Source organism: Pseudomonas entomophila L48 (assembly GCF_000026105.1).
Lineage (GTDB): Bacteria > Pseudomonadota > Gammaproteobacteria > Pseudomonadales > Pseudomonadaceae > Aquipseudomonas > Aquipseudomonas entomophila.
On the sequence record NC_008027.1, the window covers coordinates 1,860,353 to 1,885,807 of the forward strand.

Below are 25,455 nucleotides of genomic sequence, written 5' to 3' on the forward strand. Positions count from 1 at the left end.
TGCACCCTGATCGTGAACACATTGATCGATGACACTCCAAATGTTGACACACTAACTGATACAATTGTCTCAGGCCCCCTTACGCCGGGGAATCGAACGCCTAGCTCTGAGAGACCAACGAAATGAACGAAAAACTGTTCGTATTGACCAGTCGTAAGAAGAAGACAAACCACATCCTGCACCTGATCCTGACCGTTCTGACTGGAGGGATTTGGTTGATCGTGTGGGGCATCACAATGCGGAGCAACGATGGTCAGAACAAGAAGATCGATAGGGAAATCGACCAGATCATGCACTACAAGTCTCAGGGCTTGAGCGATGCTGCCACGCACCAGCAGATGAAGACAGACAAGCTGAATTCTGATGTGCTTCAAGGAAGGGTGATTTTTGTCGTGTTGGTGGTAGTGTTTCTGTACTTCTACCTTCGGTAGACGCTGCGCACCTTCAGCGGAACGTCAAAGCAAATTCCTTGATCAGCTCCGCTGGGCGTCTGCACCGAAAGCGGCAAGCTTTCAGCGGATTGCACAATGTACTGACCGACCACCACTGACCTGACGGTCAAACGATGCACCAATCAAAACCAACACCAATCCAGCTCTTGCCTTTGATCTTGGTTGTTGGTGCAGAGGGTCAGCGAGAGCTGATGCTATCCCGTGCAAGCCTCGCTTGGCTGGTTACACACCAAGGCGGTAAGCCTTCAGGGGTTGGGGATGATATTTTATATCATTCATCCCCTTCTATTCCGGTTGAATCAACCCGTAAGCACCGCTTACACGAGTACTCGTCATGCTCCGCATTGCCAGCACATCAAGTCAAAGCGAAGAGCTTTGGGGGAGTGTTGATGTTGGGTTGGATGGCGTGCTGATCCAGCATTGGGACGGAGTCACCAGTGATGCTACCTAAGGTGAAACGCCTGAATAGTTATCTGCGAGTGAACAACTGAACATTGTATAGTCTTTACGGACAAAAGGTTCAGAAGCACAGGCTGTCGTATTCGTGATCAGCTTTTGGAGCAGGTGCTTCAGCTTGTGACCGCTGAGGTACACGTTCTTCCATTTTTTTCACAGCATCCAGCATCTGCTGCCCTTGAACGATTGGTCCAGCTGGATGGCTGCCTGTGACCATCGACAAAATTGCATCTCGTACATGCCAAGATGAGGCATTGGGATGCAGTGCACAGATTTCTCCGTGGAGTTCATCAAGGCGGTCCCTCAGGAGGCTTGCGGCTTCGACAATTGCTGTTTGGCTTGACCTGGCTGCTTCAGGCTCCATCCAGTCGGGACGGACAAAACCACCCTCGGGAAGAGCTCGCTTGGTTTTCTTTTCGATGGCCTCAGGGATCATATCTCCCAAGGGGATGCCGTATGCGGTTTTGATTTTTGTGCGAAACTCAAGGCGAGATATGCCTTCAGGGCGAAGCGTCAGCGGGGTCAGTTCTTCCATCAAGAAGTAGTGAGTGTCGTAGACGGCAATGGAACTCAGATTCTTCTTGCACCAGTTGAGGGTAATGCCGTCATCGCTCAAGGCAAGGACGATCTCCGCATACGTGTGACCTTCGGTGCGCATCTGGATTGCTTTGGTGCGGGATTCGGATGTGATTTTGCTTCTTGCCATTTCGTTCTCCTGTATCAGTTCATTTTCGATAGGCGTTACCTCGGGTAGCTGCCGGTTGGTTTGGTAAATCGAAGGCGTTAAAAAGCCCCCTTGCAAGGCACCAAATTTGGTGGTCGCGGTGGAGGCTTCTAATCTGTATGTCTGCTCTCTGAAGCAGGCCGTTAATTCTACACGACTCCCGAAAAAAAGCAATCTCTAGGTATTGACTTCTTTGGTGGCAGTGTCTGCAAAAAACCGTTTTGTTCTGCGGGGAACGCACTTTGCTTAGTTTGAACGCTCCCTAAGCCCCGTAAACACTGGGGTGGACATGAAAGGCGGTAGGTGAACGTCAATTAGGTGGCAGGGTTTAACCAGAGTTTTTGTTGGGTTATTCGAGGTTATTTGATGTGCTTCATGGCCTCGACCATCGCCGTGATTGGCGTCCTGCTGCCGTATATGCCAAAGGTTACGGAGCTATCTTCATGGCCCATCATCCGCTTGATCAGTGAGTCCTGTACGCCAGCATCACGCAGGTCATCGATGAAGGTGTGGCGGAAGCTGTGGAAGGTTTTGCGTGGGTCGGTGATGCCTTGCTTCTCCTTGTAGCGTCCAAACCATTTAGAGGCTGCGTGACCGCGCTTCCCTCGAACCGTTTTAAGCTCGGGGAATACTCGATCAGCCCCACTGGTCTTGACTGACTCGGCGTACTGCAACAAACCCTGCTCAATCAGTGAAGGATGTAGGGGGAGAATACGACGGCTGCTGGCATTCTTGAGGTTCTGATCTTCATGGCTGTCATCGATGCGAATACACGGCATGCCCTGTTGCTCAATGAAGTCGTGTATACGCAATTGGCACAGTTCTTCAAGTCGTGCACCAGTAAACCGTCCAAGGAGTGGTAGCCAGTAGCGCCATGGATGCTTCCGTGCCTCTTTTCGCAGTCCCTCAAGGTTCAGTAGTGCAGCTAGGTCGTGTCGCTCAAAGGACAACCGAGCCTCCTTCGCTGATCCCGTCATGACTTTCATGCCTGCCAGCGGGTTGTCGGTTATATACCCGTTGGCCTTGCACCAGTTCAAGAATGCGGTGAGCTTGCGTAGCCGGTTGTTCACGGTGACGGCGGTAATGGTCTTGTAGGTGCTGCCCGACTCAACCACTTGCTTAAGGGTCTTCCCTTTGAATTCTGGCCGTAAAGCAAAGTACTGGGGGCAGCGGACCAGTCTTTCCTTTAATAGCCGCGCTTGGTGCGAGTCGAAGGCGTCAACAGGCATATCCCCCATCAGCTCGAAAAGGTCGGATAAGGCACGTTCAATTTCCTCAATGCTGACCTGCCGCCATGTGCCACCGCGTTTCCCTTCATCTACATAGAGCTTGGAAAGTGCAGCGAGGGTAGGGCTGTCGCTGTCCCGCTTGGCTGTAAGCGCCGTAGCTGGCCGTAGAGTGGGTTGAATGGATGGCTTGGGGGCTGCGTCCCTCCACTGCGAACATAGCGTACGAAGCGTCTGAAGGTCTGCTAGAGGGTGCTCACTCAGGTGGTTATGCAGTCGCTGAGCCAGCGATGCTGCAACGAACAAGGCGCTCTGACGATGCCGTATATTCAGACTCAATCGCAAAGTGTTACACCTCGGAAAGAGGTGCTTTGGCAGCTTGAGATTCAGGTAGTAGAGCGCCCCGCGCTTGATGATGTAGGCCATGGGTGTGACACCAAAGTGTGACAGCAAAGTGGTACACTGCTGGCCACACTCCAAAATTTTCTCAGCTGTGCGGCATATTCGCACGGTGGGGCCTTTGCACCTAATCAGCCTGAAACCTTTGTCCCATATGGTCTGCATTGATTACCCAGCATGCTTGCATGCCATCTGGTCAGGCCCGGAAGGGAGCAGCCATAGCGGGAACATCGAGTGCCGGGGTGTGGCTGGTGGGGCCGCCTCCATTTTGGGCGCAGGATTTTTCTTCCCGCCTCTCGTTTCATCCCCGCCTTCACATCCATACACGCCTTTACGCCTGCACAATCCTGCGCGGCGCCTTATCATGCACCCATCGTGTCAGTCCGTTCGGCCAGGAGAGAGCGACCGTGGAACATGTCGACGAGATTACCCGTCACAAGATCCGGGAATGGCAGCTACGCCGCCTGGAGATCAAGGATCAGATGATCGCCCAGCCCGAGCGGGTGCTGGAGCTTTCGCAAGTGCTCGACCAGATGGAAGAGGAGCATGAGCGCATCCTGGGCGAGGCTGCACTGCCTCCTGCCGCGGTAAAGCCGGCGCTGGAGCTGCAGGTGAACGTATCGGCGGGCAACGCACGTGATCTTCGCAAGTTGCTGGAGCTGGCGCTGCACGAACTCGACAGTGCCCTGGACGAACAAGCGCCTGGCGCCACTTATCCGGGTGAAATGTCGGGCTCGTTGGGCACCTATCGCTTCGAATTGGTGGTCGGGCAGGGGCCTGATACCGGCAAGCCCTGAATAACCCTCCGCACCTGGACCGCAAACGACGATGCAACCTGAACACTTCGACTTTTCCCGCCCGGTGTTCCTGCCGATCACCGCAGAGTGCTGCCAGGGCTTGTTGCAGGCCGAGGGCATGCCGGTGCTCGATGGCCTGAGCGACCCTGAACTCGCTGCGCTGCTGGTAATCCAGAACCTGGCCCAGGCCTCGGGCAGGGTCGATGCGCTGGCGGCGGAAAAGATCCTCGGCAAGTTGCTGGCGTGGGCTGTCGACGGCTCCCACGCTGGCGATGTTGGATTGTTGTCGGAGGCGCATCGATTGTTCGATGCGCGCAAGTTGTACTTCGGGCTCGAGGTGATCAAGGGGTCGAAACTTCACCTGCTCGACGCGCAAGACGTGAAAGACAGGGAATACCTGCTGGCCGATGGCAAGTGGGACTTCGACTACCGCATCCGGCGCCATCTTCAGGACAACCCGTTCAGCCAGCAGGTTGTCACCGGCTTCGACAAGGAGCGCTGGCTGACGGTCGAACAGGACAAGCTGCTCAAGGTCGTGCGCGCCAACCTCGACGAAGACCTGCACGTGCAGGGCTATGCTGGCATCGGCAAGAGTTACCTGCTGGGCGCGCTCATGGACTGCCTGCCGCGCGGCCGGGTGCTGCCCCTGGCGCGTACCCCGGCCAAGCTGGCCACGCTGCGCCAGCGCATGGGCCTGGAGGCGCAGGCGAAGGTCGGCATGACCTTCGGCCAGTTTGCCCAGGCGCTGCTCAGGGATCGCGCGCCGGCGCCTACCAGGGCGAGCGTTCGAGGGCCGGGCAAGCGCAAGCTGGCCGAGGAGCTGGGGATCCTCGGTGTGCGCCAGTACGACGCCAAGCACGCTTTCGAGATCTGCCTGGAAGTGCTGCACAACTACTGCGAATCACGGGATTACAGCCTGTCGAGTCGGCATCTGCCGTTCTTCCGTCAGGCGCTGTCGAACCTGGATGCCCAGGTGTTGCTCGAGTATGCCAGCCGCCTGTGGCGCTATGTCGAAGCGCACCCGGCGTGGGCGGCGCAGACCGGGTTCGAGGCGTTGTTGCTGATCAAGCGTGCCAGCCTTGCCGGTTGCAGCGTGCCCGCGCGCTTCAGCCACGTCATCATCGATGAAAGCCAGGATCTGCCGGCCGCGCTGTTGCAGGTCATTGAGCGCGGCCGCCAGGTGCTGATCACCTTGGGCGACGAGTATCAAAAGGCCTCGGGGGCGGTGGTGCGCCGCGAGCGCCAGGTACGCCAGAAGGACATCGCCTTCGCCGTGCGTTCCGGGCCCAGGGTCGAGCGCCTGATCAACCCATTGATCGGCATGCACTCGCAGAAATCGAAGGTCGCTTTCGAGGCGGCGCGCAGTGTCGATGTGGGTATCGAGTTTTACCCCGAGGGCTTCGTCCCGCCCGAGGGGTGTGTGGTGTTGACCGCCTCACGCTGGGACAGCATGCGTTGGGCGATGGAGATGGCCGAATCGAACTGCCTGCTGAAGTTTCCCGACTGGGCCGACATGCGCCGCTTCATGGCTACGGCGGTGGGAATGTTCAGGGCGGGGCTCCATGCCCCTGGGCAGGATGCCGAGGGCGCGCACCCGCATTTCGCCCATCTGCTCGACTGGCAGCAAGTGCGTGAGGCGGAGCGCTTCGATGCCTCCTTCCGCTGGGTCGAAGCGCGCCTCGAAGCCGGTTACAAGCTGGCCGACCTGACCGTGCTCGCCGCGCGGGTGGCCGATCATCGTGCGAGCCTCACCTTGATGATGGCGGAGCAGGCGGGTGGGCTCGAATTCGACCATGTGCTACTCACGCCTGAGCTGATGACTGCCGACCGTTTCAAGGATGCCTACGCCTTCGATGCGCGGATCTGCGCCGTGTACATTGCATTGTCGCGGGCGCGCCGGCAGTTGTACCTGCCGTTCGATGTGCAAGAGTGGGTCAACTACCACAAGGGCCAGCCGTTCCGCGAGCTGCACGGCCATTGATGCAGGCGCCGGCTTGCCGGCGAACAGGGGCATCACAGGTCTATGGCACCGGCTTTGCCGGTGTTCGCCGGCAAGGCCGGCTCCTACAGGTGTTGGCGTCGTTTGCCGTGAGTGGCCGATACCTGCATCAAGCGTTGGAACGTCGGGCACTGCAGGTGGTTTTCCTCCGGACATTGCGCCGCATGGCGCAACCCCTTGCTCATCGCCTGCAGGCGCTTGATCCGACGGTCGATCTCGTCGGCCTTGGCCAGCAGCAACTGCCGGTCAACCCGCTGCTCCACCAGCATCGCCGCCACCTCGTCCAGCGAAAACCCTGCCGCCTGGCCCAGGGCGATCAATGCCAGGCGCTCCGGTGTATCGGCCGGGAACTGCCGGCGCTGGCCATGCCCCGACAGCGACCTGAGCAAGCCCTTGTTGGCGTAGTAGCGCAGCGTGGACGCCGGAACTCCCGTGCGCCTGGCGACATCGGCGATGTCCATTCCTGACCTCTTGACTTGAAGTTGACTTCAACTTGCATGCTGCGCGGCATGGACATTTCCGTCAATTCGCCAAGGGCAATCCTCATGACCGCTATCCCTCTGAGTCTCTCCATCCTGTCGATCGGTGTCGGCGCCACGCTGGTCATGGACCTGTGGACGTTGGTGCTCCGGCGCCTGGGTGTCACGACCTTGAACTACGCCATGATCGGGCGTTGGGCCGGGCATCTGTTCGAGGGGCGCTGGCGGCATCCGGCAATCGCCAAGGCAGCTCCGGTCGACGGCGAATTGCTGTGGGGTTGGCTGATCCACTATGCCACCGGCCTGCTGTTTGCCGGTTTGCTGATCGGGCTGGCCGGGCAGGGCTGGCTGCATGATCCGACATTCTGGCCAGCGCTGCTGTTCGGTATCGTCTCGGTGCTGGTGCCGCTGTGCGTGGTCCAGCCGGCATTGGGGGCGGGTTATTTTGCGGCGAACACGCCCGCGCCGGTGAGGAACTGCCTGCGCAGCCTGGCGACGCACAGTGTGTTTGGCCTTGGTCTCTACATGGCGGCGTGCGGTGTGGCGCAGGTGATGGGCTAGCCGTCCTCGGCAAGATGCCGCTGCACACGTTCATGGGTATAGCGCTCGATGATCCGCTCGATTTCGCCGGACTGCTTCAGTCGCAGCAACGCCCTGAGCACCGCCTGGGTCGGCAGAGCTGGGTCATTGCGCACCATGCAGCCCAGCGCCTGCTCCTGAAGCACGGCCAGGCCATGCAAGTGTTGCGTCGCCGGCAACTGGCGATTGAACCACTGCAGCGACAGTTGGTTGCTCACGGCATGCCGATAGCGCCCGGCCTGAAGCTTTTGCAGGGCCAGCAGTTGGTTGCGGCTGTCCTCGCGTTGCAGGCGGCCGTTGCTGAACAGTGGCTCAAGGGTGGGGTAGGTGTAGCCGAGCACGGTGCCGATGGCCTGGGGTGCCAGGTCTTCCGGGCGGGATGGGCCGCTGTCGCCAGCGCGGCCAACCAGCAGGTCACGCTGTTCGATCAGTGGGACGCTCCACAGGTAGTCGCCAGGGCGCTCGGTCAGCCATTGGGTGGATACATAGCAGCGCACGTCGATATCGCCATTCTGCATGGCCTCCTGCAGGCGTAGCCGAGCCATCACGTGGTACTGCGGGCGCACGCCGACCTCCCGGGCCAGGGCCTGGATCAGGTCGTAGAGGATGCCTTCCACCGGTTGTTCCTGCTCGGTGCGCATCAGCGGCATGCTCCAGCTTTCCGCGACGGAAAACCGCAGCACTGGCTGCTCGGCCAGTGCGTTGGCGCTCCATATCAACAGCAAGGCCAGGACTCGGCGCACGTCGCATCCTCCCTGATCTGTCCGCGCGTATGCCCGTCACTGAGCTTAGACGAGATCGGCAGGGTGCAATTTCGGCCCCGCTCCGCTAGCATTAGCGCTCTTTCCGCCCGCTCCGGTCACGATGGTTTTTTGATGAGTTATCAGGTTCTTGCACGTAAATGGCGTCCGCGCTCGTTCCGCGAAATGGTCGGCCAGACCCATGTGCTCAAGGCTTTGATCAACGCCCTGGACAACCAGCGCCTGCACCACGCCTACCTGTTCACCGGTACCCGCGGGGTGGGCAAGACCACCATCGCGCGGATCATCGCCAAGTGCCTGAACTGCGAGACCGGCATCACCTCCACACCTTGCGGCACCTGCTCGGTGTGCCGGGAGATCGACGAGGGGCGCTTCGTCGACCTGATCGAGATCGACGCCGCCAGCCGCACCAAGGTCGAGGACACCCGCGAACTGCTCGACAACGTGCAGTACGCGCCGAGCCGCGGGCGTTTCAAGGTCTACCTGATCGACGAAGTGCACATGCTCTCCACGCACTCGTTCAACGCCTTGCTGAAAACGCTGGAAGAGCCGCCGCCCTACGTCAAGTTCATCCTCGCCACCACCGACCCGCAGAAGCTGCCGGCGACCATCCTGTCGCGCTGCTTGCAGTTCTCGCTGAAGAACATGAGCCCGGAGCGGGTGGTCGAGCACCTCAGCCACGTGCTGGGTGCCGAGAACGTGCCGTTCGAGGACGATGCCCTGTGGTTGCTCGGGCGTGCCGCCGATGGCTCCATGCGCGACGCCATGAGCCTGACCGACCAGGCGATTGCCTTCGGCGAAGGCAAGGTGCTGGCCGCCGATGTGCGGGCGATGCTCGGCACCCTCGATCACGGCCAGGTCTATGGCGTGCTGCAGGCGCTGCTGGAGGGCGATGCCCGGGCGCTCCTGGAGGCCGTTCGCGACCTTGCCGAGCAAGGGCCGGACTGGAACGGCGTGCTCTCGGAAATGCTCAACGTGCTGCACCGCGTGGCCATCGCCCAGGCGTTGCCCGAGGCCGTCGACAACGGCCAGGGCGACCGCGAGCGCGTGCTGGCCCTGGCCCAGGCGCTGCCGGCTGAAGACGTGCAGTTCTATTACCAGATGGGCCTGATCGGTCGTCGCGACCTGCCGTTGGCACCCGACCCGCGCGGCGGTTTCGAGATGGTGTTGCTGCGCATGCTGGCGTTCCGCCCGGCCGATAGCGACGATGCGCCGAAACCGGTACTAAAGCCGGTGGGGATCAGCCAGGCCACAGCTGATCCGGCCCAACCGGTGGCAGTGGTGGCCGTTGCCGTCGAAACGCCCGTTGCCAACCCCGCTGTTCAAGTCGCCGAGCAAGCGCCTGCACCGGCCGAGCGCCAGCCTGAACCGGTCGCCGAGCCTGTAGTGCCAGCCGCCCCGGTGGTGGCGCCTGAGCCAGTACCTGAGCTTGAGCCACAGCCGGTCGAGGAGGTGGTTGACCTGCCGTGGGAGGAGCCTTCCGCGCCTGCGGCGCCGGTCGTCGAACCGCAGCCGGAAGCCGCCCAGGCGCCGGTGGCCAAGCCTGTCTCCGGGCCACCTGAGTATGACGAGCCGCCGTTCGATCCATCCGCTTACGGCGCGGCCGGGATGGAGCGTGACGACGAGCCGCCAGCCGACGATGACTACTATGTCACGGACAGCGACCCCGCCAGCTTCAGCTATCTCGACGAGTTGGCGGAGCATGTGCAGGAAGAAAAACCGGTCAAGGCCCCGGAACCCTTGCCTGCATCCAAGCCAGCCACCGGCCTGGCCCTGCAATGGCTGGAATTATTCCCACAGTTGCCTGTCTCCGGTATGACAGGCAACATCGCCGCGAACTGTACGCTGATCGCCGCCGACGGTGATGATTGGCTGCTGCACCTGGACCCAGGGCAAGGCGCGCTGTTCAACAGCACGCAACAGCGTCGCCTGAACGAGGCGCTCAACCAGCAGCTCGGGCGCGAAATCCGCCTGAAGATCGAGCTGATTCGCCCGGAGCAGGAGACCCCGGCCCAGGCCGCCGCGCGCAAGCGCTCGGAGCGCCAGCACGAGGCCGTGGTGTCGATCGAGCAGGATCCGCTCATCCAGCAGATGATCCGGCAGTTCGGCGCGACGGTGAGGCAGGATACTATTGAGCCTGTGGACGCCCTGGCCAGCCCGGGGCAATGAACGAATAACCATGCGGCCCGCCCCGTGCCGGGCCGCATCACATGACCCAATCGAGGTATACCCCCATGATGAAAGGTGGCATGGCCGGCCTGATGAAGCAGGCCCAGCAGATGCAGGAAAAGATGCAGAAGATGCAGGAAGAGCTGGCCAACGCCGAAGTTACCGGCCAGTCCGGTGGCGGCCTGGTGAGCGTGGTGATGACCGGTCGCCATGACGTCAAGCGCGTCAGCATCGACCAGAGCCTGATGTCGACCGACGCCGACGACAAGGAAGTGCTCGAGGACCTGATCGCCGCCGCGCTGAACGACGCCGTGCGCAAGATCGAGCAGAACAGCCAGGACAAGATGGGCAGCATGACTGCCGGCATGCAACTGCCACCTGGTTTCAAGATGCCGTTCTGATCGGCTTCTTGTTTCAAATGGGGAGCAACGACCGTCTGGTCGTTGCTCCCTTGTTCATTCTGATTCCTGAATTGGCAGGCCCGCACACATGAGCTTCAGCCCCCTGATCCGCCAACTGATCGACGCCCTGCGCATTCTGCCCGGTGTCGGCCAGAAAACCGCCCAGCGCATGGCCCTGCAGCTGCTGGAGCGCGACCGCAGCGGCGGCACGCGCCTGGCCCAGGCCCTGAGCCAGGCCATGGAAGGCGTCGGTCACTGCCGCCAATGCCGTACGCTGACCGAGCAGGAACTGTGCCCGCAGTGCGCCGACCCACGCCGTGACGACACGCAACTGTGCGTGGTCGAGGGGCCAGTGGACGTCTATGCGGTGGAGCAGACTGGCTATCGCGGTCGTTACTTCGTGCTCAAGGGCCACCTGTCGCCGTTGGACGGCCTGGGGCCGGAGGCTATCGGTATTCCCCAGCTGATGGCCAGGATCGAAGAGCAGGGCACCTTCAGCGAGGTGATCCTGGCTACCAACCCAACGGTGGAAGGGGAGGCGACCGCCCACTACATTGCCCAACTGCTGGCCGAGAAGGGCCTGACCGCTACGCGCATCGCCCATGGCGTGCCGTTGGGTGGGGAGCTGGAACTGGTGGATGGCGGGACGCTGGCCCATGCGTTTGCCGGGCGCCGGCCGATAGCGTTGTGAGTGGGTTCGCCGGCAAGCCGGCTCCTACAAAGTCCTGTAGGAGCCGGCTTGCCGGCGAACAACTGACTCAGTATTCGCTCAGGGAGAACTCGGTCAGGCAGAAGGTCGGCACCCCGGCCGCCTGCAGTCGGCGCGAGCCTTCCAGCTCCGGCAGGTCGATGATTGCCGCCGCTTCGAACACCTTGGCCCCGGTGCGGCGCACCAGGTTTGCCGCGGCCAGCAAGGTGCCGCCGGTGGCGATCAGGTCATCGAAGATCAGCACCGAGTCGCCGTCGCAGAGGCTGTCGGCGTGCACTTCCAGGAAGGCTTCGCCGTACTCGGTCTGGTAACCCTCCGACAGTACATCAGCCGGCAATTTGCCTTGCTTGCGGAACAGGATCAGCGGCTTGTTCAACTGGTGGGCGATGATCGAGCCGATCAGGAAGCCCCGCGCGTCCATGGCGCCGATGTGGGTGAAGTCGGCTTCGACATAGCGCTCGATGAACTGGTCGGCGACATAGCGCAGCCCACGCGGCGATTGGAACAGCGGGGTGATGTCGCGGAAGATCACGCCCGGCTTGGGGAAGTCCACTACCGGGCGGATCAAGGCTTTGAGGTCGAAGGTGTCGCTGTACATGGGCGGGTATCCTGGAAAAACTCGGCGCCAGTATACCCTGTTCACAGGGCGATCAGGCTTCGAGTGCGCCGCCGGCCAGCGCGCACAGCTGAATCGGGTCAAGGATGTGCACTTCCTTGCCCTCGGCCTTGAGCAGGCCGTTCTGCTGGAAGCGGGTGAACACGCGGGACACGGTTTCCACGGCCAGGCCCAGGTAGTTGCCGATCTCGTTGCGCGACATGCTCAGGCGGAACTGGTTGGCCGAATAGCCGCGGGCGCGGAAGCGCGCGGACAGGTTGACCAGGAAGGTGGCGATGCGCTCGTCGGCGGTCTTCTTCGACAGCAGCAGCATCATCTGCTGGTCGTCGCGGATCTCGCGGCTCATGACTCGCATCAGTTGGCGGCGCAGCTGCGGTAGCTGGACCGACAGCTCGTCGAGGCGCTCGAAGGGGATTTCGCACACCGAGGTGGTTTCCTGGGCCTGGGCCGACACCGGGTAGGCCTCGGTGTCCATGCCGGACAGACCGACCAGTTCGCTGGGCAGGTGGAAGCCGGTGATCTGCTCTTCGCCGGCATCGCTGAGGCTGAAGGTTTTCAGGGCGCCGGAGCGCACCGCATAGACCGAGCCGAAATTGTCACCCTGGCGGAACAGGAACTCGCCCTTCTTCAGCGGGCGGCCGCGTTTGACGATTTCATCCAGTGCATCCATGTCTTCCAGGTTCAGGGACAGGGGCAGGCACAGGGGGGCCAGGCTGCAATCCTTGCAGTGGGCCTGGTTGTGTGGGCGCAGTTTTACTGGCTCGGACATTTCTTTCGATCCTTGTGGGAAAGCACACATAAGCCGTAAGGATAACCTGCGGCATGGGCTGTAGGCCAGTGTGCGCATTTTTGGTGCACGCTAGCGGCGGGCCGGAAGGGGTGTTCCGGCACCGTTCAACTGTCCATAGTGTGCCTCGAAAGGCGGGCTGTCCATGCGGTGAAACGACTCAATACCCTCAGATCACCCGAGAAAAGCGCTGGCGGTTGTGCAGGGCCAGGTAGCCATCGAACACCATGCACACCGAGCGTACCAGCAGGCGTCCTGCCGGCAGGACGCGGATGCCTTTGGCGTCCAGGCTGATCAGCCCGTCGCGTTGCATGGTCAGCAGTTCTGGCCACTGATCGTTGAAGTAACCGCGAAAATCGATGGTGAAGGCCTGTTCGAACGGTTCGAAGTCCAGTTCGAAGTGGCAGATCAACTGCTGGATCACCGCGCGGCGCAGGCGGTCGTCCTGGTTGCACAGCAGGCCGCGCTGGGTGGCCAGCTGGGCGCTGGAGAGGGTGTCCTGGTAGGTGTTCAGGTCGCTGCTGTTCTGGCAGTACAGGTCGCCGATCTGGCTGATCGCCGAGACGCCCAGGCCGATCAGGTCGCAATGGCCGTGGGTGGTGTAGCCCTGGAAGTTGCGTTGCAGGGTGCCTTCTTCCTGGGCGATGGCCAGTTCGTCGTCGGGCAGGGCGAAGTGGTCCATGCCGATGTAGCGATAGCCGGCGGCGGTCAACTGGTCGATGGTGGCGTGGAGCATTTCCAGCTTGGCCGCGGGCGCCGGCAGGTCGGCGCTGTCGATGCGCCGCTGGGGCATGAAGCGCTCGGGCAGGTGGGCGTAGTTGAACACCGACAGGCGATCGGGTTGCAGGCGGATCACTTCCTCGACGGTGCGGGCGAAGCCTTCCGGGGTCTGCTTGGGCAGGCCGTAGATCAGGTCGAGGTTGATCGAGCGGAACTGCAGGGTCCGTGCGGCCTCGATCAGCGTGCGGGTCTGCTCCAGGCTCTGCAGGCGGTTGACCGCGCGCTGCACGGCCGGGTCGAGGTCCTGCACACCCAGGCTGACGCGGTTGAAGCCCAGTTCGCGGAGCAGGCCCATGGTCGACCAGTCGGCCTCGCGCGGGTCGATCTCGATGCCATAGTCGCCCGAATCATCGTCCAGCAGGTTGAAGTGCTGGCGCAGGGTCGCCATCAGCTGGCGCAGTTCCACATGGCTGAGGAAGGTCGGGGTGCCGCCGCCGAAGTGCAGCTGCTCGACCACCTGTTTCGGGTCGAGGTGGCAGGCGATCAGCTGGATTTCCTGCTCCAGGCGTTGCAGATACGGCGCGGCGCGGGCGCGGTCCTTGGTGATGACCTTGTTGCAGGCGCAGTAGTAGCAGATGTTGGCGCAGAACGGCACGTGCACGTACAGCGACAGGGGGCGGGTAGCGCGGCGGCTTTCACGCAGGGCGTGGAGCAGGTCGAACGAACCCACTTCGCCGTGCAGCTGCACGGCGGTCGGATAGGAGGTGTAGCGTGGCCCGGCCAGATCGTAGCGACGAATCAGGTCGGCGTCCCAGCGTAGGTCGTCGAGCATGTGGGTAGTCCCCGGATAGAGCTGCAGTGTCCGGAGTCTAGGGGCGCAAGGGCTGGGGCATGTTGATTTGCATCAAGGGCGTTCGCCGGCAAGGCCGGCCTCTATAACGGCTAGCGCGGAACCTGTAGGAGCCGGCCTTGCCGGCGAACCGCTTTGCTCAGTGCCCCATGAGCCAATGCTGGTGAGGTCCAGGCAAGGTCCATACACCAAACAGGACCACGAGCAATCCGCCGGCCACGCGCACCCCGCGCTTGCGCAACAGTGCGCCAACCCGCTCGGCTGCCAGCCCCGTGGCCAGCAGCACCGGCCAAGTGCCCACGCCGAACGCCAGCATCAGCGCCGCGCTGTGCAGAGCATCGCCCTGGCTCGCCGCCCACAGCAGGGTGCTGTACACCAGCCCGCAGGGCAGCCAGCCCCACAGCGCGCCGAGCAACAGGGCGCGAGGCAGGCTGGACACCGGCAGTAGCCGCGTGGCCAGCGGCTGCACGTGCCGCCACAGGCCGCGACCGAGGGTTTCGATGCGGGTCAGTCCGCTCCACCAGCCTGCCAGGTATAGGCCCATGCTGATCAGCAGCAGGGCCGCGACGACCCGCAAGCCGATGGCCAACGGACTGCTGGCCAGCGCCACGCCGGCCACGCCCAGCAACAAGCCGGCGCAGGCGTAGCTGAGCACGCGCCCGAGGTTGTAGGCCAGCAGCAGGCGCAGGCGGCGGCCGCGTTGCTCTGGGGGGATGGCGAGCGTCAGGGCGCCCATCAGGCCGCCGCACATGCCCAGGCAGTGGCCGCCACCCAGCAGGCCCAGGACCAGCGCCGAACCGAGCAGGGGAAGCAGTTCAAGCACGCGGGGTCGAGTCCTTTTCTTCGGGCTGGTCTGGTTCCGGCTTGGCGGCCGCTTGATGTCGCGGGTCCTGGTCGTCGAACAGGATGCTGTGGGCCGGGCCTTCGAGGTCGTCGTACTGGCCGCTGTCCACCGCCCAGAAGAAGATGTACACGGCGACGCCGACCAGCAGCAGGGCGGCGGGGATCATCACATAGAGGGCGGGCATAGGTTGGTCCTTCCGGGCTGGGTCGCCTCGTTCGCGGGCTTGCCCGCGCCTGCCGGCAGGCGGGTCAGGCGCAGGGCATTGAGCACGACGATTAGCGAACTGACCGACATGCCGACCGCCGCCCAGACCGGGGTGATCCAGCCCAGCGCGGCGAACGGCAGCATCAGGCCATTGTACAGCGTCGCCCAAAGCAGGTTCTCGACAATGTTGCGGCGGGTGCGGCGGGCCAGGTCGAGGGCCTGCGCCAGCGCCTGCAGGCGGTTGGACAGCAGCACCGCGTCGGCGCTGGTCTTGGCCAGGTCCGTGGCGCTGCCCATGGCAATGCTGATGTCGGCGGCGGCCAGCACCGGCACGTCGTTCACCCCGTCACCCAGCATCAGCACCTTGCGGCCTTCGGCCTGTAGGGCTTTGAGGCGGGCCAGCTTGTCGTCCGGGCGCAGGCCGCCGACAGCCGTGTCGATGCCCAGCTGGGTGGCGACTTCGTTGACCATGGGCGAGCTGTCGCCGGACAGCAGCAGGGTCTGCCAGCCACGCGCCTTGCACGCCGCGACCAGGTCCGGGGCGTCGTCGCGCAGGCGGTCGTCGAGGCCGAACCAGGCCAGCGGGCCGCGACGATCACCCAGCAGCAGCCATTGCCCGCGCGGCTCGGGCACGGCGGGCACCTCGGCACCGCTCAGGGCGCAGACGAAGGTGGCCTGGCCGATGCGCAGGCGCTGGCCGTCCATCTCACCCTCCAGGCCCAGGCCGGGGACGGCGTTGACCTCCTCGGCAGGGCGTGCAGCGCGGCCGAACGCGCGGGCGATGGGATGTTCGGAACGGTTTTCCAGGGCGGCAGCCAGCGCCAGGCACTGGTCGCTGTCCAGTCGCCCCAGTGGGCGAATGCTGCGCAGGGCCAGGCGGCCTTCGGTGAGGGTGCCGGTCTTGTCGAAGATCACTGTGTCGATTTGGTTCAGGCCCTCCAGCACATGACCGCGGGTAATCAGCAGGCCAAGCTTGTGCAGGGTGCCGGTGGCGGCGGTGAGGGCGGTAGGGGTGGCCAGCGACAGGGCGCAGGGGCAGGTGGCAACCAGCATCGCCAGGACGATCCAGAACGCCCGCGAAGGGTCGAGGTACCACCAGGCCAGGCCAATGACCGCAGCTGCCACCAGGCTGAACAGCAGGAACCACTGCGAGGCGCGGTCGGCGATTTCGGCCAGGCGCGGCTTCTCCAGTTGCGCCCGTTCCAGCAGGCGGACGATCGCCGACAGTCGCGAGTCCTGGCCCAGGGCCTGGACTTCGACGGTCAGGGTGCTTTCGACGTTGAGCGTGCCGCCGGTAACCGTGTCGCCACTGCGACGGGGCAGGGGCAGGTATTCGCCGGTGAGCAGCGATTCGTCGACACTGGAGCGGCCGTCGACGATACGGCCATCGGCCGGGATCACCGCGCCGGGTAGCACCTGCAGGTGATCGCCAAGGCGCAGCTCACCCAGCAGGATGCGTTCGGCCTGGCCATTTGAATCCAGGCGCAGGCACGAGGCGGGCAGCAGGTTGACCAGCTGCGCGGTGGCGGCTGCCGTGCGTTCGCGGGCGCGGCGTTCCAGGTAGCGGCCGGTGAGCAGGAACAGTGCGAACATGCCCACGGTGTCGAAGTACAGCTCGCCACTCCCGCTGATCGCGGTCCAGATCCCGGCGCAGAACGCCAGGGCGATGGCCAGTGACACCGAAACGTCCATGGTCAGGTGGCGGGTGCGCAGGTCGCGGGCGGCGCCCTTGAAGAACGGCGCGCAGCTGTAGAACACGATGGGGATGGTGAGAAACAGCGCGACCCAGCGCAGGATGGTGTGCAGTTCGGACGACAGGTCGATGTTGAATTCCGGCCAGGTGGCCATGGTCGCCATCATTGCCTGGAACCACAGCAGCCCGGCCACGCCGAGGCGGCGCAGGGCGCTGCGGTTTTCCCGGGCCAGTTGCTCGGCGGCCTGGTCGGGCTGGTAGGGGTGGGCGGCGTAGCCGATCTGGCGCAGCTCGGCCAGCAGCTTCGACAGCGGCAGCTGGCTGTCGGCCCAGGTGACCAGCAGGCGGTGGTTGGACAGGTTCAGGCGTGCCTCGGCGACGCCGGGCAGGTTGCGCAGGTGCTTCTCGATCAGCCAGCCGCAGGCGGCGCAGCTGATGCCTTCGACCATCAGGGTGGTTTCGGCCAGCTCGCCTTCGTGGCGTACGAATGACTGTTGCACGTCGCTGCGGTCGTACAGGGCCAGCTCGTCTTGCAATTGGCGGGGCAGGGCCTCGGGGTTGGCGCTGGTGTCGCTGCGGTGCTGGTAGTAGTGCTCCAGGCCCCCGGCGACGATGGACTCGGCCACCGCCTGGCAGCCGGGGCAGCAGAACGGCCGGGGCTCGCCGAGGACCACGGCGGTGAAGCGGCTGCCGGCGGGGACGGGCAGGGCGCAGTGGTAGCAGGGGGTGGGTTGGGTCATCGACATCTCTTCTGGCTGGCGCGGACCTTGTAGGAGCGGCTTCAGCCGCGATCACCCGCTTGTCGGGTGCCACACACCGCGTAGCCTGCATCGCGGCTGAAGCCGCTCCTACAGAAGGTTCAGTGTTGGCGAGGCAGCCTCGCCAACAGGGTATTACTGACGTTCGGCACCTTGCAGCGCTTCATCCCCCAGTTGCAAGGTCACGCCATGCTCGACCTTCTCCTCTTCGAACAACCGCCACACATGGTTGTCCTGGCTGCCCAGCAGTTCGACGAAACGCCGCCCCTCGACCTTGTCGGCCAGTTGCCCGACATAGCGCCCAGGCTCGCTGCGCGCCAGCTGGACCTTGCGGTCCTTGTCCGGCTGGGTCGGCGAGATCAGGTTCAGCTCCAGGGCTTCTGGGCTGCTGTTGCCGGTCAGGCGCACCTCGACTTCACCGGTCAGTTCGTCCAGGTGCACGCTGGCCTTGAGGTTGAGGGTCTGGGCCAGCAACTCGCGGTCCAGCGAGCGGTTGATGCCCTTGCCGGCCTCGTAGTAGTTGTCGTTGACCAGGTTGTCCGGGTTGCGCACGGCGATGCTGACCATGGTCAGGCTCAGGCACACCGAGGTGGCCAGGATACCGATGATGATCCAGGGCCAGAGGTGCTTGTACCAGGGGCTGGTGGCGGTGGCGGCAGGCATTGTTCGTGTTCTCTCTCAGCGGATCTGTGGGCCGATGAAACGGCTCTTGGCTTCAACCTGGCTGGCGCTGTCGTCGGCGTCCTTGAGGATGAAGGTGATTTCGTTGGTGGTCGAGGGCAGTTTTTCCGGGGCGACCGACAACTGCACCGGCAGGTTGACGATGTCGCCGGCGGCGACGCGGATTTCGCGGTGGCCTTCGAGCTGCAGGTCGGGCAGGCCGGCGGCATCGAGCACGTAGACGTGGTCGCGCTGGTCCTTGTTCATCACTTTCAGGCTGTAAACGTTCTCGATCCGCCCTTGCGCGTTCTCGCGGTACAGCACGCGGTCCTTGGCCACGTCGAAGCCCACCAGCGAGCGGGTGGCGAAGGCGGTGGCCAGGGCGCCGATCATCACCAGCAGCACCAGGGCGTAGCCGATCAGGCGCGGGCGCAGCATGTGGGTCTTCTGCCCGGACAGGTTGTGCTCGGTGGTGTAGCTGATCAGCCCCTTGGGGTAGTTCATCTTGTCCATGATGCTGTCGCAGGCGTCGATGCAGGCGGCGCAACCAATGCACTCGATCTGCAGGCCGTCACGGATGTCGATGCCGGTGGGGCAGACCTGCACGCACATGGTGCAGTCGATGCAGTCGCCCAGGCCCTTGGCCTTGTAGTCGATGTCTTTCTTGCGCGGGCCGCGGGTTTCGCCACGGCGCGGGTCGTAGGAGACGATCAGGGTGTCCTTGTCGAACATCACGCTCTGGAAGCGCGCATACGGGCACATGTAGATGCACACCTGTTCGCGCAGCCAGCCGGCGTTGCCGTAGGTGGCCAGGGTGAAGAAGCCGACCCAGAAGTAGGCCCAGCCGTCGGCTTGGCCTGTGAAGAACTCGATGGCCAGCTCGCGGATCGGCGAGAAGTAACCGACGAAGGTCATGCCGGTGACGAAGCCGATCAGCAGCCACAGGCTGTGCTTGGCCAGCTTGCGCAGGAACTTGTTCGCGCTCATGGGCGCCTTGTCCAGTTTCATGCGCTGGTTGCGGTCACCCTCGGTGACTTTCTCGCACCACATGAATACCCAGGTCCATACGCTCTGCGGGCAGGTGTAGCCGCACCAGACCCGGCCGGCGTACACAGTGATGAAGAACAGGCCGAAGGCGGCGACGATCAGGATGCCCGAGAGCAGGATGAAGTCCTGGGGCCAGATGGTGGCGCCGAAGATGTAGAACTTGCGCTCGGGCAGGTTCCACCAGACGGCCTGGTGGCCGCCCCAGTTCAGCCAGACGGTGCCGAAGTACAGCAGGAACAGCACCGCGCCGCCGACCATCCGCAGCCTGCGGAAGATGCCGGTGAAGGCGCGGGTGTAGATTTTTTCACGCGAGGCGTAGAGGTCGACGGAATCCTTTCCCTTGTTGGCAGGCGGGGTGACGTCATGTACCGGAATTTGCTTGCTCATCATCAAGTCCCACGGCAGTGGAAAAACGCCGTAGCCAGTGCGTGCCGGCTGCGGTCTCGCGCATGCTGCTAGCGCTCTGCGGCCCATGATACGCCTGTCGCGGCGCGTCGGGGCCGCAGTGCGACCTTTAGTCGCGTTGGGTTCGTGGTGTGAATCGTGTTATGGCGGGTGTCAATTGATTCAGGTCATGAGGCTTGCAGGAATTGTGGTGTCAGTACCGGCCTCTCGCGGATGAATCCGCTCCTACAGGTATCGCGCTGAACCTGTAGGAGCGGATTCATCCGCGAGAGGTTTGGCCTGCCTTACTCGGTCTTGGTCGGTTCCGCCTGATGCGACAGGCTGTACACATAAGCGGCCAGCAAGTGCACCTTGTCGTTGCCTTGCATCTGCGCTTGGGCCGGCATCTGCCCCTGGCGACCGTAGCGGATGGTCTGTTGCAACTGGGCGAAGCTCGAACCGTAGATGAACGCCTGCGGGTGCGTGAGGTTCGGTGCGCCCATGGCCGGGGTGCCCTTGCCTTCAGGCCCGTGGCAGGCCACACAGTTGGTGGCGAAGATCTGCTGGCCCTTGACCGGGTCGGCCTTGGCGTCCTCGGGCAGCTTGCGGCCGTCGAGGTTGGTCAGCACGAAGGCCGCCACGTCCGCCACGCCCTGTTCGCCGATCACCGTGGCCCAGCCCGGCATCACGCCGTGGCGACCGTTCATGATGGTGGTCTTGATGGTCTCCGGCTCGCCGCCCCAGCGCCAGTCGTTGTCGGTCAGGTTGGGGAAGCCATAGGCGCCACGGGCGTCGGAGCCGTGGCACACCGAGCAGTTGGAGGCGAACAGGCGCGCCCCCATCTTCAGTGCCTGCGGATCCTTGGCCACTTCCTCGACGGGCATGGCGGCGAACTTGGCGAAGATCGGCCCGAAGCGGGCATCGGCCTTGGCCATTTCCTTCTCCCACTCGTGCACGCCGGTCCAGCCGGCCTGGCCGTTGGAAAACTCGGTCTTCTTGTCGTTGTCCACGTACGCGTAACCGGGGAGCACGCCTTTCCAGTTGCCCAGGCCCGGGTACAGCACCAGGTAGCCGAGGGCGAAGACGACGGTGCCGACGAACAGCCAGAACCACCACTTCGGTAGCGGGTTGTCGTATTCCTCGATGCCGTCGAAGGCGTGGCCGACGACTTCGTCGGTGATCTCTTCGCGCTGGCCCTTGCGGGTCGACAGCAGCAGCCAGGTCAAGGCGAAGATGGTGCCCAGGGTCAGGACGGTGACGTACAGACTCCAGAAGGTTGTCATTGTTGTTTGCTCCTAGAAGCTTGCGCTTGCTCGACGTGTCGGGTGGCCTCGGGGTCGTCGGCGAACGGCAACTGCGTTGCCTCGTCGAATTCCTGCTTGCGCCGTGGGCTGAACACCCACAGCGCCAGGCCCACGAAGGCCACCAGCACCACGACGGTGCCCAGGCCGCGAATCGTGCCGATATCCATCAATGTCACCGTTTGCTCTTGATGAGGGTGCCAAGGCCTTGCAGGTACGCGACGAGGGCGTCCATCTCGGTCTTGCCCTTGACCGCGTCGCGGGCGCCGGCGATGTCTTCGTCGGTGTACGGCGTGCCCAGGGTGCGCAGGACTTCCATCTTCTTGGCGGTGTCCTTGCCGTCGAGCTTGTTCTCGACCAGCCATGGGTACGACGGCATCTTCGACTCAGGCACCACGTTGCGCGGGTTGTACAGGTGCGCGCGGTGCCAGTCGTCCGAGTAGCGGCCGCCGACGCGGGCCAGATCCGGGCCGGTACGCTTGGAGCCCCACAGGAACGGGTGGTCCCACACGCTCTCGCCGGCCACCGAGTAGTGGCCGTAGCGTTCTGTTTCGGCGCGGAACGGGCGGATCATCTGCGAGTGGCAGCCCACGCAGCCTTCGCGGATGTAGATGTCGCGCCCTTCGAGCTCCAGCGCGGTGCGCGGCTTCATGCCTTCGACCGGCTTGTTGGTGACGTCCTGGAAGAACAGCGGGACGATCTGCGTGAGGCCACCGACGCTGACGGCGATGACCATGAAGAAGGCCATCAGGCCAATGTTCTTCTCGACTGCTTCATGCTTCATCAGTGGGCTCCCACGACGACGATCTTGGCGGCTTCCTCAGCCTGAACCGGGTTGGCGGCGCGCACGGTGCGGAATACGTTGTAGGCCATCAGCAACATGCCGGAGGCGAAGAACGCACCGCCCAGGGCGCGGACGATGAAGCCCGGATGGCTGGCCTGCAGCGCTTCGACGAAGGAGTAGGTGAGGGTGCCGTCGTCGTTGATGGCGCGCCACATCAGGCCCTGGGTGATGCCGTTGACCCACATCGAGGCGATGTACAGCACGGTGCCGATGGTGGCCAGCCAGAAGTGCGCGTTGATCAGCCCGACGCTGTGCATCTGCTCGCGGCCGTAGAGTTTCGGGATCATGTGGTAGACCGCGCCGATGGAGATCATCGCCACCCAGCCCAGGGCGCCGGCGTGGACGTGGCCGATGGTCCAGTCGGTGTAGTGCGACAGCGAGTTCACTGTCTTGATGGCCATCATCGGGCCTTCGAAGGTGGACATGCCGTAGAACGCCAGCGACACGACGAGGAAGCGCAGGATCGGGTCGGTGCGCAGCTTATGCCAGGCCCCCGACAGGGTCATCATGCCGTTGATCATGCCGCCCCAGCTCGGGGCCAGGAGGATGATCGACATCACCATGCCCAGCGACTGCGCCCAGTCCGGCAGGGCGGTGTAGTGCAGGTGGTGGGGGCCGGCCCAGATGTACAGGGTGATCAGCGCCCAGAAGTGCACGATGGACAGGCGATACGAGTAGATCGGGCGTTCGGCCTGCTTCGGTACGAAGTAGTACATCATCCCCAGGAAGCCGGTGGTGAGGAAGAAGCCCACGGCGTTGTGGCCGTACCACCACTGGATCATCGCGTCGGTGGCGCCGGCGTAGGCCGAGTACGACTTGAACAGGCTGACCGGCAGCGAGATGTGGTTGACGATGTGCAGCATCGCGGTGACCACGATGAAGGCGCCGTAGAACCAGTTGCCGACGTAGATGTGCTTGGTCTTGCGCTTGACGATGGTGCCGAAGAACACCAGGGCGTAGGTGACCCAGACGATGGCCAGCAGGATCGCCAGCGGCCACTCGAGCTCGGCGTACTCCTTGGTGGTGGTGAAGCCCATGGGGAGGGTGATCAGCGCGCCGACGATCACCGCCTGCCAGCCCCAGAAGGTGAAGGCGGCCATGCTGTCGGAGATCAGGCGGGTCTGGCAGGTGCGCTGCACCACGTAGTAGCTGGTGCCGAACAGGGCACAGCCACCGAAGGCGAAGATCACCAGGTTGGTGTGCAGCGGGCGCAGGCGGCCGAAGCTCGTCCATGGCAGGTCCAGGTTGAGCTGGGGCCAGACCAGTTGCGAGGCGATGAAGACGCCGAGCCCCATGCCAAGGATCCCCCAGACCACCGTCATGATGGCGAACTGGCGGACGACCTTATAGTTATAAGCAGTCGGACTGATTGCAGTGCTCATTCTAAGGTTCCACGGTTTGGGTGTTCTTGTTGGTTGGTAAATCGGCGCCAGTATCGATAACCACCAGGGTTATGGCAACGCAAGGAGACTCGCGCCGACCCGTGTCCAGGCCCTTTCCACCACCGTCCCGTGGCGTGGGGGCTGAACGATTGTACACAAATAAATATTTGTAATGTGTACCGTTTTCCATGTTTTTCTGATCGTTCGGTCAAGCTTTTTAAACGAGGGACGGGCACGCAAGGCGTCATCCCAAAGCCGCAGACTCGTGAGCGTGGAGTCGATGCGTGATGTCAGGCTGTGCACCACGTCTGTTCCGGTCGCTGCGAGCGGAGCCACTGTGGCAACAAGCTTAGTTGCGTTCGGAGGGGGTGCAAGGCGGGGGAGGGTGGGGCTGCTTCGCAGCCCTTTCGCCGGCAAGCCGGCTCCTACCTGTAGGAGCCGGCTTGCCGGCGAAGCGGGGGTTACTTGGCGGTTACGGTTTCTGCGGCTTGATCCTGCGACAGGCTATACACATACGCCGCCAGCAGGTGGACCTTGTCGTTGCCCTGGATGTCATGCTGCGCCGGCATCTGGCCCTGGCGGCCATAACGGATGGTCTGCTGCAGCTGGGCAAAACTCGAACCGTAGATGAACGCCTGTGGGTGGGTCAGGTTGGGCGCGCCCATGGCTGGGGTGCCCTTGCCTTCAGGCCCGTGGCAGGCCACGCAGTTGGTGGCGAACAGCTCCTTGCCCTTGACCGGGTCGGCCTTGGCATCCGCCGGCAGGGTGCGACCGTCGAGATTGGTCAGCACGAATGCCGCCACATCGGCCACGCCTTGTTCACCGATCACCGTGGCCCAGCCCGGCATGATGCCGTGGCGGCCGTTCATGATCGAAGCCTTGATGGTCTCCGGCTCGCCGCCCCAGCGCCAGTCCTTGTCGGTCAGGTTGGGGAAGCCGTAGGAGCCCTTGGCGTCCGAGCCATGGCATACCGAGCAGTTGGAGGCGAACAGGCGGCTGCCCATCTTCAACGCCTGCGGGTCCTTGGCCACGTCCTCCACCGGCATGGCGGCGTACTTGGCGAAGATCGGCCCGAACTTGGCATCGGCCTTGTCCATCTCTTTCTGCCACTCGTCCACCTGGGTCCAGCCGTTCTCGTAGCCGGGCAGGATGCCTTTCCAGTTGCCCAGGCCCGGGTAGAGGATCAGGTAGCCCACCGAGAACACCAGGGTGCCGACGAACAGCCAGAACCACCATTTGGGCAGCGGGTTGTCGTATTCCTCGATGCCATCGAAGCTGTGGCCCATGGTCTGGTCGGTGGTGTCGCTGCTCTGGCCCTTGCGGGTGGCGAGCAGCAGCCAGGTCAGGCCGATCAGGCTGCCGAGGGTCAGTACGCTGATATACGTACTCCAGAAGGTGGTCATTGCCGGGTACTCCTCATGGCAGCAGGTTCCTGCCCGGCAGGGGGCAGGCGGTCGTCGACGAAGGGCAGCAGGCGCGCTTCGGCGAAATCACGGTCGCGGCGACGGTTGAACACCCAGAGCGAGAGGCCGATGAAGGCGATCATCACCACCAGGGTGCCCAGGCCGCGGATCATGCCGATGTCGATGTCCATCGCACTCACCTCTTGTTCTTGATCGCGGTGCCGAGCACCTGCAGGTAGGCGACCAGCGCGTCCATCTCGGTCTTGCCCTTGACCGCGTCCTTGGCACCGGCGATGTCGTCGTCGGTGTAGGGCACGCCCAGGGTGCGCAGGGCGCGCATCTTGACGTCGGTGTGGCTGTTGTCGACCTGGCTGGCCACCAGCCACGGGTAGGACGGCATCTTCGACTCGGGCACCACGTTGCGCGGGTTGTACAGGTGCGCGCGGTGCCAGTCGTCCGAGTAGCGGCCACCGACACGGGCCAGGTCCGGCCCGGTGCGCTTGGAGCCCCACAGGAACGGGTGGTCCCACACGCTCTCGCCGGCCACCGAGTAGTGGCCGTAGCGCTCGGTTTCGGCGCGGAACGGCCGGACCATCTGCGAGTGGCAGCCCACGCAGCCTTCGCGGATGTAGATGTCGCGGCCTTCGAGCTGCAGGGCGTTGTAGGGCTTCATGCCCTCGACCGGCTTGTTGGTGACGTCCTGGAAGAACAGCGGGACGATCTGCGTCAGGCCGCCGATGCTGACGGCGAACACCATCAGCAGGGCCATCAGGCCTATGTTTTTCTCAACGACTTCATGGTTCATCAGGCT

At 63.4% G+C, this 25,455-nt stretch carries 26 protein-coding genes and 1 other RNA gene; 8 read left to right on the forward strand and 19 right to left on the reverse strand.

Annotated elements, in window-relative coordinates; translation table 11 throughout:
* Positions 1–122 precede the first annotated feature (122 nt).
* Positions 123–431, forward strand: coding sequence for a hypothetical protein (locus PSEEN_RS08275; RefSeq protein ID WP_011533030.1), 309 nt, complete (start codon positions 123–125; stop codon positions 429–431).
* Positions 432–972: 541 nt separating this feature from the next.
* On the opposite strand, the gene PSEEN_RS08280 is transcribed toward PSEEN_RS08275, so the two are convergent.
* Positions 973–1,614 (reverse strand): hypothetical protein, encoded by a 642-nt coding sequence (locus tag PSEEN_RS08280; protein WP_011533033.1) that lies wholly within the window; start codon positions 1,612–1,614, stop codon positions 973–975.
* A gap of 377 nt (positions 1,615–1,991) precedes the next feature.
* On the reverse strand, positions 1,992–3,284 hold the full coding sequence (locus tag PSEEN_RS08285; RefSeq protein ID WP_011533034.1) for a site-specific integrase: 1,293 nt from the start codon (positions 3,282–3,284) through the stop codon (positions 1,992–1,994).
* Between the two features lie 135 nt (positions 3,285–3,419).
* Here PSEEN_RS08285 and ffs point away from each other — a divergent pair.
* The 3 genes from ffs (at position 3,420) to PSEEN_RS08295 (ending at position 6,035) form a co-directional block, all read left to right on the forward strand.
* Positions 3,420–3,514, forward strand: an RNA gene (ffs, locus tag PSEEN_RS27490) — signal recognition particle sRNA small type.
* Between the two features lie 150 nt (positions 3,515–3,664).
* The gene (locus PSEEN_RS08290; protein ID WP_011533035.1) at positions 3,665–4,054 is read left to right on the forward strand and encodes a hypothetical protein; all 390 of its coding nucleotides are present in this window, start codon (positions 3,665–3,667) and stop codon (positions 4,052–4,054) included.
* 31 nt (positions 4,055–4,085) lie between these two features.
* A complete protein-coding gene (locus tag PSEEN_RS08295) occupies positions 4,086–6,035 on the forward strand; it encodes a hypothetical protein (RefSeq protein ID WP_011533036.1) in 1,950 nt (649 codons plus the stop codon).
* Positions 6,036–6,118: 83 nt separating this feature from the next.
* Here the strand turns inward: PSEEN_RS08295 and PSEEN_RS08300 are convergent, their stop codons facing one another.
* The gene (locus PSEEN_RS08300) at positions 6,119–6,514 is read right to left on the reverse strand and encodes a helix-turn-helix domain-containing protein (protein ID WP_011533037.1); all 396 of its coding nucleotides are present in this window, start codon (positions 6,512–6,514) and stop codon (positions 6,119–6,121) included.
* Positions 6,515–6,598: 84 nt separating this feature from the next.
* Between PSEEN_RS08300 and PSEEN_RS08305 the strand changes: the two genes are divergently transcribed.
* Entirely contained in the window at positions 6,599–7,093 is a 495-nt protein-coding gene (locus PSEEN_RS08305; protein WP_044487882.1) for a DUF2938 domain-containing protein, read from the forward strand.
* Here PSEEN_RS08305 and PSEEN_RS08310 read toward each other — a convergent pair.
* Positions 7,090–7,854, reverse strand: a complete 765-nt coding sequence (locus PSEEN_RS08310; RefSeq protein WP_011533039.1) for a substrate-binding periplasmic protein — start codon at positions 7,852–7,854, stop codon at positions 7,090–7,092. The two genes, PSEEN_RS08305 and PSEEN_RS08310, sit on opposite strands and share 4 nt — an antisense overlap.
* Positions 7,855–7,986: 132 nt before the next feature.
* Here PSEEN_RS08310 and dnaX point away from each other — a divergent pair, with 132 nt between their 5' ends.
* From dnaX to recR, 3 genes are all read left to right on the forward strand, one after another.
* A complete protein-coding gene (dnaX, locus tag PSEEN_RS08315) occupies positions 7,987–10,041 on the forward strand; it encodes a DNA polymerase III subunit gamma/tau (protein WP_011533040.1) in 2,055 nt (684 codons plus the stop codon).
* A gap of 65 nt (positions 10,042–10,106) precedes the next feature.
* Positions 10,107–10,442 carry a YbaB/EbfC family nucleoid-associated protein gene (locus PSEEN_RS08320; RefSeq protein WP_011533041.1) on the forward strand — a complete coding sequence of 112 codons (336 nt, stop codon included), beginning with the start codon at positions 10,107–10,109 and terminating at the stop codon, positions 10,440–10,442.
* 88 nt (positions 10,443–10,530) lie between these two features.
* Positions 10,531–11,133 (forward strand): recombination mediator RecR, encoded by a 603-nt coding sequence (gene recR, locus PSEEN_RS08325; RefSeq protein ID WP_011533042.1) that lies wholly within the window; start codon positions 10,531–10,533, stop codon positions 11,131–11,133.
* A 67-nt stretch (positions 11,134–11,200) separates the two neighbouring features.
* On the opposite strand, the gene PSEEN_RS08330 is transcribed toward recR, so the two are convergent.
* The 15 genes from PSEEN_RS08330 to ccoO (PSEEN_RS08400) form a co-directional block, all read right to left on the reverse strand.
* On the reverse strand, positions 11,201–11,749 hold the full coding sequence (locus tag PSEEN_RS08330; protein ID WP_011533043.1) for an adenine phosphoribosyltransferase: 549 nt from the start codon (positions 11,747–11,749) through the stop codon (positions 11,201–11,203).
* Positions 11,750–11,801: 52 nt separating this feature from the next.
* Positions 11,802–12,536, reverse strand: a complete 735-nt coding sequence (fnrA, locus tag PSEEN_RS08335) for a Crp/Fnr family transcriptional regulator FnrA (protein WP_011533044.1) — start codon at positions 12,534–12,536, stop codon at positions 11,802–11,804.
* A gap of 187 nt (positions 12,537–12,723) precedes the next feature.
* Positions 12,724–14,106, reverse strand: a complete 1,383-nt coding sequence (hemN, locus tag PSEEN_RS08340) for an oxygen-independent coproporphyrinogen III oxidase (RefSeq protein WP_011533045.1) — start codon at positions 14,104–14,106, stop codon at positions 12,724–12,726.
* A 157-nt stretch (positions 14,107–14,263) separates the two neighbouring features.
* Positions 14,264–14,947, reverse strand: coding sequence for a sulfite exporter TauE/SafE family protein (locus tag PSEEN_RS08345; protein ID WP_011533046.1), 684 nt, complete (start codon positions 14,945–14,947; stop codon positions 14,264–14,266).
* The gene (gene ccoS / locus PSEEN_RS08350) at positions 14,940–15,152 is read right to left on the reverse strand and encodes a cbb3-type cytochrome oxidase assembly protein CcoS (RefSeq protein WP_011533047.1); all 213 of its coding nucleotides are present in this window, start codon (positions 15,150–15,152) and stop codon (positions 14,940–14,942) included. Before ccoS ends, PSEEN_RS08345 begins: the two co-directional genes overlap by 8 nt.
* Positions 15,134–17,605, reverse strand: a complete 2,472-nt coding sequence (locus tag PSEEN_RS08355) for a heavy metal translocating P-type ATPase (RefSeq protein WP_011533048.1) — start codon at positions 17,603–17,605, stop codon at positions 15,134–15,136. The genes ccoS and PSEEN_RS08355 overlap by 19 nt, the downstream gene beginning before the upstream one ends.
* Before the next feature lie 153 nt (positions 17,606–17,758).
* Positions 17,759–18,286 (reverse strand): FixH family protein, encoded by a 528-nt coding sequence (locus PSEEN_RS08360; protein ID WP_011533049.1) that lies wholly within the window; start codon positions 18,284–18,286, stop codon positions 17,759–17,761.
* A 15-nt stretch (positions 18,287–18,301) separates the two neighbouring features.
* Positions 18,302–19,717, reverse strand: coding sequence for a cytochrome c oxidase accessory protein CcoG (gene ccoG, locus PSEEN_RS08365; protein WP_011533050.1), 1,416 nt, complete (start codon positions 19,715–19,717; stop codon positions 18,302–18,304).
* A gap of 302 nt (positions 19,718–20,019) precedes the next feature.
* The gene (gene ccoP, locus PSEEN_RS08370; RefSeq protein WP_011533051.1) at positions 20,020–20,997 is read right to left on the reverse strand and encodes a cytochrome-c oxidase, cbb3-type subunit III; all 978 of its coding nucleotides are present in this window, start codon (positions 20,995–20,997) and stop codon (positions 20,020–20,022) included.
* The gene (locus tag PSEEN_RS08375; protein ID WP_011533052.1) at positions 20,994–21,185 is read right to left on the reverse strand and encodes a CcoQ/FixQ family Cbb3-type cytochrome c oxidase assembly chaperone; all 192 of its coding nucleotides are present in this window, start codon (positions 21,183–21,185) and stop codon (positions 20,994–20,996) included. The genes ccoP (PSEEN_RS08370) and PSEEN_RS08375 overlap by 4 nt, the downstream gene beginning before the upstream one ends.
* A gap of 5 nt (positions 21,186–21,190) precedes the next feature.
* A complete protein-coding gene (gene ccoO, locus PSEEN_RS08380; RefSeq protein ID WP_011533053.1) occupies positions 21,191–21,799 on the reverse strand; it encodes a cytochrome-c oxidase, cbb3-type subunit II in 609 nt (202 codons plus the stop codon).
* Positions 21,799–23,241 carry a cytochrome-c oxidase, cbb3-type subunit I gene (gene ccoN, locus PSEEN_RS08385; protein WP_011533054.1) on the reverse strand — a complete coding sequence of 481 codons (1,443 nt, stop codon included), beginning with the start codon at positions 23,239–23,241 and terminating at the stop codon, positions 21,799–21,801. Before ccoN ends, ccoO (PSEEN_RS08380) begins: the two co-directional genes overlap by 1 nt.
* A 461-nt stretch (positions 23,242–23,702) precedes the next feature.
* Positions 23,703–24,644, reverse strand: a complete 942-nt coding sequence (ccoP, locus tag PSEEN_RS08390) for a cytochrome-c oxidase, cbb3-type subunit III (protein WP_011533055.1) — start codon at positions 24,642–24,644, stop codon at positions 23,703–23,705.
* A complete protein-coding gene (locus PSEEN_RS08395; RefSeq protein WP_011533056.1) occupies positions 24,641–24,835 on the reverse strand; it encodes a cbb3-type cytochrome oxidase subunit 3 in 195 nt (64 codons plus the stop codon). The genes ccoP (PSEEN_RS08390) and PSEEN_RS08395 overlap by 4 nt, the downstream gene beginning before the upstream one ends.
* Before the next feature lie 5 nt (positions 24,836–24,840).
* Positions 24,841–25,449, reverse strand: coding sequence for a cytochrome-c oxidase, cbb3-type subunit II (gene ccoO / locus PSEEN_RS08400; RefSeq protein WP_011533057.1), 609 nt, complete (start codon positions 25,447–25,449; stop codon positions 24,841–24,843).
* Positions 25,450–25,455 lie beyond the last annotated feature (6 nt).